This is a genomic window from Marisediminitalea sp., from assembly GCF_984433645.1.
In genome coordinates this window covers 1-16,133 of sequence record NZ_CFIDRX010000096.1, presented here as the reverse complement: position 1 = coordinate 16,133, position 16,133 = coordinate 1, and the positions used below count along the sequence as shown (strand labels likewise).

Here is a 16,133-nt window from a genome sequence, read left to right as displayed (position 1 = left end):
GCCGAAATTGGCGAGTTGCAAGAAGAGTTAGACGCCATGCAGCACGGCGCCTGAGTAGCGAATCATGAGCAATCAATCAAATCACCCTGATGCCAGTCAATCGATTCTGGCTGCGCTGTATCCGTTCACCGAGAAAACATCGGGGGTGAATACATCCAATAAAGCCGGGAATTCACAGCTTGATGCGGCGTTGTTACAGTCAATTACAGCAAAGGCGACAGACAGCATTCGAGTCAAAGAAGCGTTTTTCAAACTTCATAGCGCGGACCTGTTGCTGGCTGCCCGCTATATTGCCGACGCCTATCGACAGTCAGGTAAACTGCTAACGGCAGGCAATGGTGGTTCGTCCTGTGACGCGGCCCATCTGGCCGTTGAGTTTATGCACCCGGTAACCACAGGGCGAAAAGCGCTACCGGCGGTCAACTTGTCGCAAGACACCGCCATGATCACGGCGGTTAGTAACGATGTGGGTGTTGAACACGTACTGACCCGTCAGCTATCGGCGTTGGCTAATTCCTGCGACTTGCTGGCGGTGTTTTCCACCAGTGGTAACTCCGCCAATCTGGTAGAAGCGTGCCGAAAAGCACGTTCGATAGGTATGCGGGTGGTTGCATTTACCGGTCAGTCAGGCGGTGATATCGCCGCAAAGCAACTGGCTGACGTGTGTCTGAAAGTACCCAGTGACAGTATTCACCGCATTCAGGAATGTCATTTGGCCTGTTACCACATTTTGTGGGATCTGGTGCACAGTCTGCTTGCAGACAATCCAACCGCCCCCTTGCCATCCGAGGAGAAGTAACCATGAAGTATGTTGATGAATTCCGTGACCCGGATATGGCTAAACGCGTGCTGGAACGCATTCATGCAGTCGTGGAAGAAATCCCTGTTACCCGCGACCGTCCACTGCAAATTATGGAAGTGTGCGGCGGCCATACACACTCGATTTTCCGCTACGGGTTGGAAGAATTGCTGCCAGACAAAATTGAAATGGTACACGGGCCGGGCTGCCCGGTATGTGTATTACCGATGGGACGCGTGGATGATTGTGTGGCGATCGCGGAGCAGCCTGACGTAATTTTTACCACGTTTGGTGACGCCATGCGGGTACCGGGTTCACGTAAAAGCTTGCAACAGGCGAACTCAGATGGCTGTGATGTGCGGATGGTCTATTCGCCCATGGATGCGCTGGATATTGCGCGTAAGAATCCTCACAAGCACGTCGTATTTTTTGGACTCGGCTTTGAAACCACCATGCCGAGCACGGCGTTGACGCTGCTACAGGCAGACAGGGAAGGCATTACTAACTTCTCGCTGTTCTGCAATCACATCACCATTATTCCTACTATTAAAGCCATTTTGGATTCGCCGGATATGGTGATCGACGGCTTTTTGGGGCCAGGGCATGTCTCTATGGTAATAGGATCGGCGCCCTATGAATTTATTGCCGGTCACTACAAACGGCCGTTGGTGATTGCGGGATTTGAGCCGCTGGATATATTGCAATCCATGCTGATGGTGGTGGAACAAATTAAAGCGGGTCGTGCTCAGGTGGAAAACCAATACAAGCGTATTGTGCCTGAACAAGGCAACAGTAATGCACTGCAAGCGGTAGGGGAAGTCTTCGAGTTACGCGAATTCTTTGAATGGCGAGGATTGGGCTCTATTGATCACTCCGGTGTGCGTATTCGTGAAAAATACGCCCGCTTTGATGCCGAGCGCATTTTTGCTGTGGAGCCTGCTCATGTGGCGGACCCCAAAGCCTGTCAGTGTGGTGAGGTACTCAAAGGCGTATTGAAGCCCTGGGAATGCAAACTGTTCGGTGAACAGTGCAATCCTGAAACGCCCATTGGCGCGTTAATGGTCTCAACTGAAGGGGCGTGCTCTGCCTATTATAGCTACGGCAAAATCGACATCCGCCAAGCCGTTTAAATCATTGAGTAAGCAGTATGACTAAAACAACAAGAACCTTACGTGCGACCACCATTACCATGGCGCATGGTGCCGGTGGTAAAGCCATGCGCGACCTGATTGAAGATGTGTTTGTGGGCACATTTGCCAACAAAGATCTGGAGCAACTTGAAGATCAGGCGCGTTTTGAGTTAGCCGATTTAATGCAAAGCGGTGCAAAACTGGCGTTTACCACAGACTCCTACGTGGTTGACCCGGTAGAATTCCCCGGCGGCGATATTGGCTCGTTGGCCGTCAACGGCACGGTCAATGATATTGCGGTGTCAGGTGCAATACCCAACTACCTGTCCTGTGGCATGATCCTGGAAGAAGGGTTGGACGTCGCCTTGTTACGCAGGGTTGTGTCCTCAATGAAAGCGGCTGCCGATAAAGCCGGCGTGACCATTGTCACCGGCGATACCAAAGTCGTGCCCAAGGGCAAAGGCGACAAGATTTTTATTAATACCAGTGGCATTGGCGTTATTCCAGAAGGCGTGGATATTTCCGCCGCGAATTGTCGGCCGGGTGACAAAATCATTGTGAATGGCCTGATTGGTGATCACGGCGCTGCAATCCTCAATGCCCGGGGCGATCTTGCGCTGGACGTTGAGCTCAAAACTGACTGTCAGGCGCTGAATGATTTAATGCAAACCATGCTGGCTGTCTGCCCGGATATCCATGCAGTGCGTGATGCCTCCCGAGGCGGGGTAGCGACCGTACTATGCGAATTTGCCGAATCTTCCAATGTAAGTATTCGATTGCAGGAAGAACATATACCTGTACGTGATACCGTGCGCGGCGTATGTGAAATTCTTGGTTTGGATGCGTTGTATTTTGCAAACGAGGGTAAGTTAGTGGCGTCTGTTCCCGCAGATGCAGCAGAGGCTGTGCTGGATGCGATGCGCGCTCATCCTGCAGGGCAGGACGCTGCCATTATCGGTGAAGTGATTGAATCAAAATACAACAGAGTGCTGGTGAAAACCCATTTCGGCGGAGAGCGCATTCTGGATATGCTGGTGGGAGAGCAACTGCCAAGGATTTGCTAAAACCAGTAAAGTACGACTGGCATCGTACTTTACCGGGCTGTTATTGCGAGAATGCCTTTGGCAAACTGCTGACCTCAATCGAACAACGAGTAATGTTGGCTACTCGCGTCACAACCTGCGTCGTTACACGCCTTTGCCGTGTAGTAATAGGTTGTCCCTTCACTCACGTCGTTATCTCTTGTGTTTATACTGTTTCCAGAATAAATCCGTGAGCCGGTCACGCCTTCCGTTGTCGAGCGCCAGAGTTCGTAGTAGTCGACTTCACCTGTTGCAGTTCGCCAGCTAAGGTCAAATCCTGAAGCTGTCTTTTGTATATAGACGCCTCCATCCAATGTTGGCGCCTTGAGGGCATGGAAAGTAGAGTAGTCCTGATTGCTCTCATCACATCCGGCATCGTTGCATGCTTTCGCGGTGTAATAATAGGTTACCCCGTCTCTTACACTGGTGTCTGAAGTGTTGGTGGCGCCACCTCTATATATTCGCGTACCGGTAGCTCCCTGACTGGTAGACCGCCAAAGCTCATAGTAGTCAACTTCTCCGGATGCAGTACGCCAACTCAAATCAAACCCCGAACGCGTTTGTTGAATAAATACACCGCCAGCCAATGCCGGGGCTTTGAGCGGGGTATATGTGGCATAGTCCTGATTGCTTTCATCGCAACCTGATTCGTTACATGCCATTGCGGTATAGTAATACGTCACACCATCGCTAAGGTTTCGGTCTGAGGTGTAAGTCGCACTCCCTGAATAAACTCTGGAACCCAGGTTACCGGCAGAGGTTGAACGCCAAAGTTCATAGTAATCTACTTCCCCGGAACCACTACGCCAACTGAGCTCAAAGCCTGCATTGGTCTGTTCGATGAATACACCGCCGCTCAGTGTTGGCTTGTCTAGTGGAGGCTCTGGTGCAATAAAAGTGGCAAAGTCCTGATTACTTTCGTCGCAGCCCGCCTCATTACAAGCTTTAGCCGTGTAATAGTAGGTGACACTATCGCTCACCGTGTTGTCGACAGTGGTTGTCTCATTACCTTTGTAGATACGGTTGCCAGTCATACCCGGTGTTGTTGAACGCCAAAGTTCGTAATACTCCACATTCCCTGAAGCTGTTCGCCAGCTAAGGTCAAAGCCGTTGTCGGTTTGTTGAATATATACGCCACCTTCGAGAGTAGGCATGCGAATAATGACAAACGTCGAGTAGTCCTGATTACTTTGAGAACAGCCCGCGCTGTTACACGCTTTTGCGGTGTAGTAGTAGGTAGCGCCCTCGTTAATAGTCTGATCGCTAGTCTGTGTATCGGCACCTGTATAAATCAGACTACCAATGTCTCCTGGGCTTTCTGAGCGCCATAGTTCATAGTATTCAACATCACCGGTAGCAGTACGCCAGCTTAAATTAAAGCCAGATTCTGTTTGTTGAATAAACACTCCCCCTGTCAGTTCCGGTATCTGAACAGCGCTAAAGGTAGCAAAGTCCTGATTGCTCTCAGTGCATCCAGTGTTATTGCAAGCCCTTGCGGTGTAGTAATAAGTCTCACCATCGACCAGGTCGGTATCTGATGTTGCAGTTGCGTTGCCTGAGTAAATCAGATTTCCCAGAACGCCCTGGGTCTCTGAACGCCACAATTCATAGTAGTCAACCTCGCCAGTTGCCACTCGCCAACTGAGGTCAAATCCGGATGTTGTTGACTGTATGAATACTCCACCTTCAAGTTCTGGTGCGTCTAGCGCAGGTTCAACTGTGTAGGTTGCGTAGTCCTGATTACTGTCGTCACAGCCACTTTGGTTGCAGGCTTTGGCGGTGTAATAATAAGTTGTGCCTTCGGTTAGGTTAGTGTCGGTTGTATTGGTGGCAACACCGGAATAAATCAGTTCACCGGATACGCCAGCTGAAGTCGAACGCCACAATTCATAGTAGTCAACCTCGCCAGATCCTTCCCGCCAACTAAGGTCAAATCCGGTCGCGTTTACTTGAATAAACACACCGCCTTCAAGAACCGGAGTGTCTTGCGAAGGTTCAACAGTATACGTGGTGTAATCCTGGTTACTGTCGGCACAACCCATTTCGTTACAAGCTCTGGCGGTGTAATAGTATGTTGTACCATTGGTAAGGTCGGTATCAGTTGCATTGTTTGCTTCACCTGAATAGATCAGGCTGCCCAATACGCCGGCTTGGGTGGAGCGCCATAATTCATAATATTCAACCTCGCCAGACGCTACTCGCCAGCTAAGAGCGAGTCCCGAGGCATGCGGTTGAATAAATACGCCGCCCTCCAAACTGGGACGGTTTGCGTCGGTATCAGTGGCAAAGGTATAACTGACATACGCGTGTGCTTTTGACTCGCTGTACCTGACTTTTTGTAGCGTATCATTCACTTCATGGTATAAATACCATCTTCCGTGATCTGCTTCTTCAGTCGATACTTGCCGCGTCACAGGCACTTCAAAAATGCGAATTTCACCGTTTTCCCAGTTCGTTACAGAGATTTTTTCTCTATTGTGAACCAGCGAGGATGCACTGTTGTCATCCCAAATTAAGTAAGCTTGAGGGATTGCTCTACCGGTATTGATTAAACCCCATTGTTTTACAACTGTTTCTCCGACACCGAGCAGGGCCGGGGCGGTTGGCGTTGTACGGGGCAGATCCTGACTGACTATAAAGCCCACTTCGGCGCTGGCTACTGGTGGAATGACAACCTCAATGAGTCCGCTAACAGAGGTTTCTGCAGAATCGACAACGGTATACTCAATACTGACATTGGTTTGCGTATCGTCCTGATTGTTGGCGTGCAGTGTAATACTCGTATTTGTTTGTGCTTGCACAACTAAATTGGGTGACGAAGAGTCAGAGAAATTAATTGAGTATGGCGGCTGTCCACCCGTTATACGAGGGGTGATTAGCGCTTGTTTTTGATTATCAATCGTTCGATAAATGTTCTCTGCCAGCAGGGGGGGCGTTATTAATTGGTCTTGTTGGTAAATTTGCAGTGATTTTTCAGCAATATCGGCTCCGCTAGCATCGGTTAAACGAAGCGTTATGTTGCCTTGCGTTTCCAAAAGTTCAAATTGTATTCCTTGCGGTTCAGCATTGAATAACTCGAAAGTCCCGCCCGTCACAGTCCAATCATAGTGGTAAGAAGACACTTCATAGCTGCCATCGGTATCGATAATCGATTCGATAACATAGACGTTGGGCGTAGACAGGGGATATGAACTTAGAGATATGGAGGGCGCTGCACTTATGGACCCGTCGATACCTTCATAAAGAGAATAGGCCTTTATTTTGTAGCTATTACCGTCGACAGTCTGTACCAGATTACGGTATTCCAATTCAAATTCTGCCAGAAAATCCCGGCCCAGCAGGTTTCTGTCTTCCTTCGAAATTTCGGCAGCTTGGCAATATTCTCCGTAATGACTGGTAGAACTGGCAGATAAGTTTGTTTCAAAGGGGAGGGATAAAACCAGTACACCCCCGGTACTGCTTAACCTAAGTTCGGTGGCAGACACGTTAACATTTCTATTCCCTTTGTTGTGAATCGTGAAACACAAGTTAAGGGTTGCTGATTGGTCTGTGTTTTCAGCAATGATCAGTGCATCAATGGCGGCAGTGACGTTCCTGGCGTAATAGTTATCTTTATAGCTGTCTGAAATGCCTGTAATTTCTCCGTCGCTGTTATATTCATACAGACGTTGATACTCGGTTTTTTCAGTATAAAAATTACGAAATTTATTTTGCTGCTTTTGGAGTTCAATATAAGTACTCTGGGCTAATTCAGCGTCATATTTCCGCAGCACGCCTATCTGTTCATAAATGTCAGGATGATTGTTTTTTAACTCTGCTTCCAGTAATACAGCCATGGTGCCGTAGGGCGCTTCAGCGGCATTGAATGCGTCTTCAACGTCGAGAAACTGAGCGACGTTACTGTAGTTGCCGAACCACGCAAGGTCCTGAATGAGGCTATATGCCACATCTTTCGAGTAAAATTCCGTCTCGTGTTTGGCTATGCTGATCACGCCGTTGGTTGCGGCCATGATTTTTGCCATATATTGATATGTATCCTCGAAGGGTTTACTTAGGCAACTGATCACTGGTCCCAGGTCAACCTCGCGCAGTGCAAAGACTTCTCGGCAAGCGATGTATAACTTGGCATTCTTGGCGGCAACTTCGGTTAAACCCACACCAAGCTCTTTGAGTACGGGTGAGTGTTCTAACTGAGCTATTAGTAGTGTTTCTATTTGTGCCTGAGTGAAGTCAACACCACAATTAACCAATCCATTTTCTTCCGCCAATTCGATACAGCCCAACAGCATTTTTGACTGGGCATCTAAAATGTCAGAATAGACTCCTTCACCCAGAGCCGTTTTAGCCTCTTCAATTCTTGCTTCAATGGCGTATTTCACTACTTCATAGCTCACTGTTTTTTGGAACGATTTGAAATCGCCAATGCTGGTCAATACTGCCTTTACACGTTCCACATTGGAAAGTTGTTCAGCGGTATATTCGAGAAAGCCATTGTAGTTTTGTTCTACTGTTGAAATATCGCGGCTGAATCCTTGAGATAATCCAGCCTTTAACAACATAAAGTTATTCATGTAGGAAATGACTTTTATGCGGTTATTTATGTCCTCCTGGGCTTCCTTAACCAATGGGTGGTCATAGCGGGTGCCAGGTGGGATGGCATAATCACCAGAGATATATTTATAGAACCGTTTTTCAGTCAGGCTCGCTTCGCGAAGTGCGAAGTATAGCTCGGTGTTTATTGCGTTCTGAGCGCTGACAATACTGTCCCCATAAAGCGCTACCAGTGAAGCGTATGACTCGGAAGTTGGGTCCAGGGTATCAAAGTCATAAACTTCATCATCATTGGTCGTTGTCAGGCGAGGTGAAGTAAAAAGCGCTTGTGATTCTGCGTCAGAAGCGATTTGAAAGCCATTTTCGGGAGATTGATCGAGATCCAGAACGTACAGCGCCTGAGCAACCAGCGCAGGATTTTTAAAAGAAAAAATACTGATATCTTTTTTAGCGTTTAGCTCACCGAAGCGCAATTTGTTGTGAAAAAACTGCACAGTGTCATTGTCATTATATTGAAATGCACCATCCTCCTCAGTCACGCCGGTTAGACCTGACGAGGTGTTGTAATGTAATCCTGAGACGTCCTGAAAATAGCCAGTAAGCGGTGGTGGTGTCGTAACAACGGGAGGCGTTGTTGGTGTAACTGGCTTGGTACTTTCACTGCCGCCTCCACATGAAGACAGACACAGAAATGACGTAAATAACAGGATAATATTCTTCACTACAACTCCATTCAGTGATACAGCAATCCAATTGAAATATTTAATATTTACAATATGTTGTTTCGTATTTTAGTCATATTATCAGGTTAGCACAGGTATTGTATTGGTTTTCATTAAATTCTATTCGGTGGATTTATAACCTGAACTTACTAATGCATACATGATGAAATATGTCGTATTTGATTTGCCCCTGGAGCAATGATGAGTAGCCGTGCTTAGGATGAAGGTTTGGTAGGACAGTGGGTGCCAAAAAAGAATCGGGCAAGGGCCCGATTCTCGCTCATGATTATCAATTTTGGTTGTGGGTCAGCCTAAATTGAAAACAACGATACTCCCATCATTGCTATAACCAGTCCAATTAATCTATTTGCATTAGGTTTGCTGCGCGCAACTAACGTCGAGGCAGCAAATCCCAGAGTGACCAGTGTGGCGCTGGTCACCATGAAACCTAAAGCAAACAGAATAGGGACGGAACTGGTGGTCTCTAAACCATGAGCTAAACCGTGGAACAAAGCGAAGCACGAGGCAAGGCTAACAGCCAGGCCCTGAGCGATATTTTTTTGTCGTGCAATTAATAATCCGGTGATGACCGACGTCATTACAATGCCAGCTTCCATCAATGCGAACTGATAGCCTAACTGGCCAAGCATAAATCCAGATAGTAATAATCCGAAAAACGCAGCCAACAGCGTTTTTGCTTTATTACCCACAAAGCTGGCCGCCCAATATCCCATCGCCAGCATAGCAATAAGGTGATCCATGCCCATTAACGGGTGCAATAACCCTGAAGCCAAGGCATTTTGAAGAGTGTCATGGCCTGTGTGTGCGAGTGTGGGAAATGCAGCAATTAAGGAGAGAATCATTGCTGTTGTTTGTTTTGCAGTGAGCTTCATACTTTCACCTAACCTCTATACCTATTGTTATTGACGGTATTACTGAAGGCACAGTAACCCGTTTTATGTCGTACGTATTTGTTCTGCTGACTAGAATAGCAAGCGCGATGCCAGTTTGTCTGCATCGCTGCGCACATTGTAACCTAAAGATATAAAAGGCTTTTTTTATTTATTAAAGATAAAGTTGAATGTGGTCTGGATACTTAGTTTTCAATTTAGAAAACAACTGACATGTTGCTATCACCACGGCTCTCGGTGATTTAGATCAACACGGGAATATGCCATTAATATTAGAATTTTAATATGTAAAAAGCGGGGAGGTGCGGCATGTCAGACCAAAAGCTAATCTTACTGTTGAAAATAATAATGAGTCTGGGGATTTGTCTGATTTTGGCTGGGGTGTACTGCCATATGTACAGCGACACCATTGAAGCGATGGGCGTCACGGGCATTGTTATTAGTGCCTGTTTGGTAGCGGTAGGCATGATAATGTCGTTGCCCACCAAAATGTATTTAACCTTTATGTTGGTTAAGCGTGAAGCCGATGCCGCTACCCGAAGTAACTAACCTCAGTTAAGTTGTTCGATGTGGTAGCCTTGTTCTGCTAGCAAGGCCAGGACACTTTTGTCTCCCGCCAAATGCATAGTGCCAACCAGCACAAATTCGGTTTCAGGCGAGTTCATCATAGTGGTTAGCATGGGAAGCCAGTTTTGGTTTCTTTCCGTCAGTAAGGTATTAAATACGTCGGGAAAAGAGGCTTCGAACTCTTTCATTGACGTTTCTTCCATGGCATTCATATCGCCCTCGCGCCAGAACACTTTAAGGTCGCCAATGGACTCTTTGATTTTCTTCACATCCTCCAGCGCGTAGCGAATGATTTGGTCTTCATCGCCGTCGCCCATACTTTGAATAAAGGTAAGCTGCTGCTGAGGGGTTTCAAACCAGTCCAATTGTTTGTTGTCCATCATGGCTTTGAAATAATAGAATTCGTCGACGCCCTGACTCGTTAACCCCAGGTTTCTGAGCTCAACAATGCTTAACGTTACGCTAACCAGTGCAGGGGTATAGCTTGCGAATGCGTCGATTGATAAATCTCGGGAAGCGAGATGTGATGCCAATGCATCATACGTGTCAGGACTCAGCACATCACTCAACTGGGTACCATCCTGATAGGTCAGTAGAGACAGGGTATCCTGTTGAAAAGCCGGCGAATTAAGACCCGCGATGTCGGTTTCAAATACCAGTTTAGACGCTTCATTGTAGGCTTCTGCATAGGCATCTGGGAGCGGAAAATCGTTAGGGCTGAGCAGATGTAGTGTACCGCCAATGTAAAGTGTGCGCTCGCCTTGAGTTACTTTCCAAACTGACGCGCTGTAACCAGATAATGACCAAACTAAAAGACAGAACGAAACGAGAAGACGCATTAACTTCCAACAGTAATAACAAAAACCACAATCTATCTGTTATCACGAGCTGGTGCAATGACCGATTTTATTATTAAAACCAGAGAAATGGATGCATTACCTGTTAGTGCTTCCACCAATGATGTCGCCACGCCGGTATGCCCAGTTCTTTGATGGTTTCGTATAGAGTCTGCCGGTCTTCTTTATTCAGAAAGTCACCAATGGCTACACTGTTTTCAGCTGACACCAGCTTGAGTTGAGGCAGGTACCAGTCCTGAGGACTTTCGGACAACTCCAGATGTGTATCTTCTCTGGACAGGGAAACGGATTTCACCGCTTTATTACTGGATTGCACGTGAATCTGATGTTTTTCGATAGAGAGGGACTGGTTGCTATAAGTGAGTAAATTTACCCGATAAAGCAAAAAACAAAATAAACCTATTTCAATGCCCGCAAAGGGAAAAACCAACCACACGCCGACAATGGCCCACACAACGGCAATGATGAATGCAACACTTGCCATTAGCCACATCAGCCATTTGCTGTCTCGCCAGCTTGCTGAACGGTTGGGGGTTAGGGTAACCAACGTGTAATGTGCGTGATGTTTTACGGTAACCATACCCTACCTGAGTGCCCGAAAGTGTTCATCCTGCTTGTGCCGTGACTTAACTATAGCAAGGTCTGAGTGAAATACCGGTTGTCTTTTAGTTTAAGAATGAGCATCGCAGAATACGTGTTTCACCCGTAGAGTATGTTTGTCATCTGACTCTGGATGATCGCTATATGTTGAGCGCCTCGTCTGGCAGGTTTAAATAGTACCGGAAGGACGCCTTGATAAAGCCATTATGCTCATAGTATGCTTGTGTCGCCTTCCGTTCCAGAGATGTTGTTACTTCTAGCTGCGCACATGCACGTTGCCGGGCTTTTACCTGAGCAAATTGAATCAATTGCGTGCCTACGCCTGTTTTTCTGACCTGCTCGTCAACGACGATAGCGGTTATTCGGCAATTCTGCTTTTGAATTGGGAAGTAATAAAAGTAAATCAGCGACATGAAGGCAATGACCTGACCTTCGAGTGTTGCTACGTAAAGGTCGGAATGCGGGTCTTGGGAATCTAAACCGGATTTTACCTCCGCAATGGAAGCATTGTAGCCGAGCTGAACTAACAAGGCCTGAATGCGCTCGGCATGGGCTATGTCAGCTTTTGTAATTTCGAGCATAGCCCTTTCATCCTTCGAGCAATTCCACTTCATACTGGCTGATCTTCACAATAGCATTCAGAGAAGGCCGGGTTCAAATTCATAGCGAAATGCTGGAGTGAGCGAATTAGGCGGATGATGGAAGAATATCATGACGTTTGCCATGTGCTGTCGAAGCATGAGCAATGCCTCTACAGGAATCTTCGTGAACGGGAAAAGCGTGCACATTGCCTTTGATAGCATCAGGTTTTACAAAAAAAACGGGTGATGAAGTGTGATTTTTTTATGTCAAAGCATTGACCGTTTTATTTACTGCCTTAGTATCAGGTCACAATAACGATAAAGAAGACGACGTAGTGTTAAAAAAGGTAGCTTTTAGTCCGGTATGGTGGGTCTTGCTAGTTGGCTGGATCGTCCTGATTGGGAACCATCCTTCGTTTCCAACGGTCATTCCGGAGTTCGGCCCCTTCATGTTGCTTGGCATTATAGGAGCCATATTTGCCAATGCGACAGGGGCTGGCGGCGGGGTGGTGTTTGTGCCTTTTTTTCAACAATTGCAGTTTACGGCAGAGGCCGTGATCGCAACCAGTTTTGCCATTCAGTGTTGCGGCATGACCGCAGGGGCGATTAGCTGGCAGCAGTATTTCAGGCATGGACCAGAGTCGAATTCACAATGGCCATTATTAAAGCGTGTTGTAGGCATTACGGCTATTGGATCATTAGGCGGCATCTGGCTGACTCAGTATGGTCTCAGTGAGTCGCTGCCAGCTATGTCATTTCGCCAGTTTGGCGCCCAGTTACATATTGGGTTTGGGGTTTTCTCGATTTTACTGGCGCTGGGGATCTTTGCCTCTATTTTGTATTTAAAGCGTGCTTCTACGCGCACTGAATTGACGACTATTGACTTGCTGGCATTAATTACTGTGAGTGGATTGGGGGGCATTGTAACAGCGTATTTGTCGGTTGGAGTTGGCGAACTTGTTGCGGTTTACCTTATTTTTCGTGGCTTCAGCGTTACTTTTTCAATTGCCGCTGCGGTCATACTCTCTGCTATCTCAGTGTGGGGTGGGGTCTACTATCACATTGTTGTTACCGAAGCAGTAGTCTGGGGCGTTGTCTTGTTTGCAGGAGCAGGCGCCATACTTGGCGGTCGGCTTGCGCGGTATCTGGTACTGTGGTTTTCTCCTCGTCAGGTAAAAGTGTTTTTTGCAGGATGGGTACTTTTACTGGGGCTCGCCAGTTTGTTCTAGCTCATCAGAGCAGTGTCGGTAAGTGGGATTTTTGTTGTGTTTGTGGCACTTACAGACAAGTAAGGGTATAAATCTTTAGTCGTAGTATTATATTTCAATATACGATTGGGTGGCGATGACTGATATGATTGTCGACATCTTATCAAATAAGGGATTTGGTATGCCTGCAAATGATTACGCACCGAATGATCGGTATTTGGTCAAACAGGCTGAGTGGAGCAAGGATGCCGTTATTTATCAAATCAATGTCAGGCAGTTTAGCCTGGCAGGCACATTTGAAGCCGTTACTCAGCGACTTGCCGACATCCAGTCTCTAGGTGTTTCTATAATCTGGTTGATGCCCGTTCACCCTATAGGCGAAGTGCACCGCAAGGGCGCTCTTGGCAGCCCGTATTCAGTAAAAGATTACCTGGCGATTAACCCCGAATTTGGCGATGAGGCCAGCTTTCAGTCGCTGGTCGACAGAGCACACGTATTAGGGTTAAAGGTCATTATAGATTGGGTGCCAAATCACAGTGCTTGGGATAACCCACTGGTTACTGATCATCCTGACTGGTATGCCAAAGACTACAAAGGCGATTTCCGGCCGTCCCCTTGGTGGGATTGGAGCGATATTATTGAATTTGATTATAGTAATCCTGAACTTCGTAAGTACATGATTAACGCCATGTGCTATTGGGTTAAACAGTTTAATATCGATGGATTTCGTTGCGATGTGGCTGGCTATGTGCCCAATGACTTTTGGCAACAGTTGCGTCAGGCACTGGATGCCATAAAACCTGTCTTTATGCTGGCTGAATGGGAGAATCGCGACTTACACGAGCAGGCGTTCAACATGTCCTACGCCTGGAGCTGGAACGAAACCATGCATGATATTGCAATGGGGCGAGCCAGTGTCGATCGGCTCAGAAAGTATTATTCATGGAATGAACGTGCCTGGCCTCGCAGTGCATACCGAATGACCTTTGTAAGCAATCACGACAAAAATGCCTGGGACGGCACGCAACATGAGCAATTTGGTGACTGCCTGGAAGCGGCGATTGTGTTGTCTGTGTTAGGAGAAGGGATGCCACTTATTTACAACAGTCAGGAAGCGGGCGAGTCTAAGCGGCTGGCATTTTTCGAGCGCGATCCTATCGACTGGCAACCTCACCCTGTTGGCGAGTTATACAGTAAACTGATTCGACTCAAAAAGCGGCTGCCCGCGCTATGGAATGGCCCGTTTGGCGCAACTATGATTCAGGTGCCTAATTCACAACCTGATCAGGTGTTCAGTTTCGTGCGCATGCAGGACAGCGGTAAAGTGTTTATTGTATTAAACCTGTCAGCTCAATCCATAACAGTGAACTTCAGCGAGCGCCTGTTTGAAGGCAAATACTTTGAGTTAGCCAATGAGAATATCGAAGAACTAAACACTGGCAGTGAATTGAACCTGGCGCCATGGGGTTACCGCATTTACTTCAGTGCAGCGATGCCCAAAATTTAAGCTGTTAATGCAATCGTTCACGGTTTAACCGCCTGACAGGCTAAACACAGACGTTTTCTAAATTATTTGGCATAATACCCGTTTTGGTACATCACACAGAGAAGCTATGCCCACGTTAAGTGAAGTGTTTTCGGGCACCGGATTACTAGCAGAGTCGATAAACGGCTTTAAGCCCCGACAGGCACAAACCGATATGGCGAAAGCCGTAGCGAGTGCTATTAACCAATCGCATAGCGTGATCATTGAAGCCGGTACCGGAACCGGTAAAACCTTCGCTTATCTGGCGCCAGTGTTGCTTGCAAAAGGTAAAGCCATAATCTCCACCGGTACTAAAAACCTTCAGGAACAGCTTTATCACCGCGATTTGCCGGTCATTAAAAAAGCGCTGGCCAGCAATCGCAAAACGGCCTTGCTCAAAGGTCGCGCCAATTACCTGTGTACCCATCGTCTAGGTCAGCATGGAGGCAATTCCACGCTGGTAGAAAGCGACGTACTCAATGAGCTATCCATTGTAAGGACTTGGGCCAATACCACTAAAACCGGTGATGTGGGGGAAATTAAAACCCTGCCTGAAGACGCCAGAGTCTTGCCGCTAGTGACCTCGACCGTAGACAATTGTCTGGGCAGAGACTGCCCGGATTACGAAGATTGTTATCTGGTGAAAGCCCGTAAAAAAGCCATGGACGCAGATATTGTCGTGGTAAATCATCACTTGTTTTTTGCCGACATGGCATTGAAAGACACGGGTTTCGGCGAATTGATCCCCGATGCAGAATGCATCGTTTTCGATGAAGCTCACCAAATTCCTGATATCGCCAGTGAGTACTTTGGTGAAGCCGTATCAACCCGACAAATTCAGGATATCAGTAAAGAAATTACGCTGTTGTATCGCACGGTGTTAAAAGACGCAGAGCAACTGGAAAAAGCAGGCGAGAAGATGCGAATGCAAGCGGCAGATTTACGGCTGTTATTTGCGGATAAACCTGCCAAAGGCAATTGGGTTGAACACCTGGAACGCGAAGATGTTCGTACCCAAATGTCGCGTTTAGAAGATGCAGTTGGCGTGGTATACGACGTGTGTAAACTGCATATTGGCCGCGACAAAGATCTCGACAACCTGTTTGATCGCATTGTGCAGGTCCGTGAGAAGCTGGCATTGTTTACCACGGAACAACACGATGGTATGAGCCTGTGGTATGAAACCACTCCGAGGCACATTGTGCTGCACATGACACCGCTTTCTATCGCTGCTAAGTTCCGTCGTTTTGTTGAAAGCGAGGAACGTGGTTGGGTGTTTACCTCGGCCACGCTGGTGGTGAATAACGAATTTACCCACTTCCAGCGACGTATGGGGCTGGAGAGTGCTAAGACACTGATGCTGGACAGTCCGTTTGACTATGCGAAACAGGCATTACTGTGTGTTCCACGGTACTTACCTGAACCGCATCAACCAGCTATGCGTCAGTCGTTAGTAGAAGTTAGCCAGCGACTCGTGAAAGCCAGCAACGGGCGTTGCTTTCTACTGTTTACCAGTCATAAGGCTATGCAAGAGGTGGCGGCTGCGCTGCAAGATAAAATCAGCAACCCGATTTTAGTACAGGGCAGCACCTCCAAACAG

At 47.4% G+C, this 16,133-nt stretch carries 12 protein-coding genes; 7 read left to right on the top strand and 5 right to left on the bottom strand.

Annotation, left to right across the window (positions count from 1 at the left end; translation table 11 throughout):
• The first annotated feature begins 64 nt into the window (after window positions 1-64).
• The 3 genes from AC4MRN_RS12870 to hypE are packed head-to-tail and all read left to right on the top strand — an operon-like array spanning window position 65 to window position 2,993.
• Window positions 65-799, top strand: a complete 735-nt coding sequence (locus tag AC4MRN_RS12870; RefSeq protein WP_491203503.1) for a D-sedoheptulose-7-phosphate isomerase — start codon at window positions 65-67, stop codon at window positions 797-799.
• 2 nt (window positions 800-801) lie between these two features.
• Window positions 802-1,929: a hydrogenase formation protein HypD gene (gene hypD, locus AC4MRN_RS12865; RefSeq protein WP_490403414.1), complete on the top strand. Its 1,128-nt coding sequence runs from the start codon at window positions 802-804 to the stop codon at window positions 1,927-1,929.
• 17 nt (window positions 1,930-1,946) lie between these two features.
• The gene (hypE, locus tag AC4MRN_RS12860; RefSeq protein ID WP_491203502.1) at window positions 1,947-2,993 is read left to right on the top strand and encodes a hydrogenase expression/formation protein HypE; all 1,047 of its coding nucleotides are present in this window, start codon (window positions 1,947-1,949) and stop codon (window positions 2,991-2,993) included.
• A gap of 74 nt (window positions 2,994-3,067) precedes the next feature.
• On the opposite strand, the gene AC4MRN_RS12855 is transcribed toward hypE, so the two are convergent.
• Window positions 3,068-8,284 (bottom strand): fibronectin type III domain-containing protein, encoded by a 5,217-nt coding sequence (locus tag AC4MRN_RS12855; protein ID WP_491203501.1) that lies wholly within the window; start codon window positions 8,282-8,284, stop codon window positions 3,068-3,070.
• Between the two features lie 311 nt (window positions 8,285-8,595).
• Window positions 8,596-9,177: a HupE/UreJ family protein gene (locus AC4MRN_RS12850; protein ID WP_491203500.1), complete on the bottom strand. Its 582-nt coding sequence runs from the start codon at window positions 9,175-9,177 to the stop codon at window positions 8,596-8,598.
• Window positions 9,178-9,504: 327 nt separating this feature from the next.
• Between AC4MRN_RS12850 and AC4MRN_RS12845 the strand changes: the two genes are divergently transcribed.
• The gene (locus tag AC4MRN_RS12845; protein WP_255053366.1) at window positions 9,505-9,744 is read left to right on the top strand and encodes a hypothetical protein; all 240 of its coding nucleotides are present in this window, start codon (window positions 9,505-9,507) and stop codon (window positions 9,742-9,744) included.
• A gap of 2 nt (window positions 9,745-9,746) precedes the next feature.
• On the opposite strand, the gene AC4MRN_RS12840 is transcribed toward AC4MRN_RS12845, so the two are convergent.
• From AC4MRN_RS12840 to AC4MRN_RS12830, 3 genes are all read right to left on the bottom strand, one after another.
• Window positions 9,747-10,601 carry a TraB/GumN family protein gene (locus AC4MRN_RS12840; protein ID WP_491203499.1) on the bottom strand — a complete coding sequence of 285 codons (855 nt, stop codon included), beginning with the start codon at window positions 10,599-10,601 and terminating at the stop codon, window positions 9,747-9,749.
• 103 nt (window positions 10,602-10,704) lie between these two features.
• Window positions 10,705-11,199, bottom strand: a complete 495-nt coding sequence (locus AC4MRN_RS12835) for a DUF2244 domain-containing protein (protein ID WP_370243302.1) — start codon at window positions 11,197-11,199, stop codon at window positions 10,705-10,707.
• A gap of 160 nt (window positions 11,200-11,359) precedes the next feature.
• A complete protein-coding gene (locus AC4MRN_RS12830; protein WP_491203498.1) occupies window positions 11,360-11,800 on the bottom strand; it encodes a GNAT family N-acetyltransferase in 441 nt (146 codons plus the stop codon).
• Window positions 11,801-12,135: 335 nt separating this feature from the next.
• Here AC4MRN_RS12830 and AC4MRN_RS12825 point away from each other — a divergent pair, with 335 nt between their 5' ends.
• The 3 genes from AC4MRN_RS12825 to AC4MRN_RS12815 all read left to right on the top strand — a co-directional run.
• Window positions 12,136-13,029 carry a sulfite exporter TauE/SafE family protein gene (locus AC4MRN_RS12825; RefSeq protein WP_490711342.1) on the top strand — a complete coding sequence of 298 codons (894 nt, stop codon included), beginning with the start codon at window positions 12,136-12,138 and terminating at the stop codon, window positions 13,027-13,029.
• A 160-nt stretch (window positions 13,030-13,189) separates the two neighbouring features.
• Window positions 13,190-14,515 carry an alpha-amylase family glycosyl hydrolase gene (locus AC4MRN_RS12820; RefSeq protein ID WP_491203497.1) on the top strand — a complete coding sequence of 442 codons (1,326 nt, stop codon included), beginning with the start codon at window positions 13,190-13,192 and terminating at the stop codon, window positions 14,513-14,515.
• Between the two features lie 106 nt (window positions 14,516-14,621).
• Window positions 14,622-16,133, top strand: a 1,512-nt coding sequence (locus tag AC4MRN_RS12815; RefSeq protein ID WP_491203496.1) for an ATP-dependent DNA helicase, incomplete at its 3' end; no start/stop codon positions are given.

Coding starts and splice junctions, on each gene's coding strand:
- AC4MRN_RS12870 (WP_491203503.1), top strand. CDS start 65: ATGAGCAATCAATCAAATCACCCTGATGCCAGTCAATCGATTCTGGCT.
- hypD (WP_490403414.1), top strand. CDS start 802: ATGAAGTATGTTGATGAATTCCGTGACCCGGATATGGCTAAACGCGTG.
- hypE (WP_491203502.1), top strand. CDS start 1,947: ATGACTAAAACAACAAGAACCTTACGTGCGACCACCATTACCATGGCG.
- AC4MRN_RS12850 (WP_491203500.1), bottom strand. CDS start 9,177: ATGAAGCTCACTGCAAAACAAACAACAGCAATGATTCTCTCCTTAATT.
- AC4MRN_RS12845 (WP_255053366.1), top strand. CDS start 9,505: ATGTCAGACCAAAAGCTAATCTTACTGTTGAAAATAATAATGAGTCTG.
- AC4MRN_RS12840 (WP_491203499.1), bottom strand. CDS start 10,601: ATGCGTCTTCTCGTTTCGTTCTGTCTTTTAGTTTGGTCATTATCTGGT.
- AC4MRN_RS12835 (WP_370243302.1), bottom strand. CDS start 11,199: ATGGTTACCGTAAAACATCACGCACATTACACGTTGGTTACCCTAACC.
- AC4MRN_RS12830 (WP_491203498.1), bottom strand. CDS start 11,800: ATGCTCGAAATTACAAAAGCTGACATAGCCCATGCCGAGCGCATTCAG.
- AC4MRN_RS12820 (WP_491203497.1), top strand. CDS start 13,190: ATGCCTGCAAATGATTACGCACCGAATGATCGGTATTTGGTCAAACAG.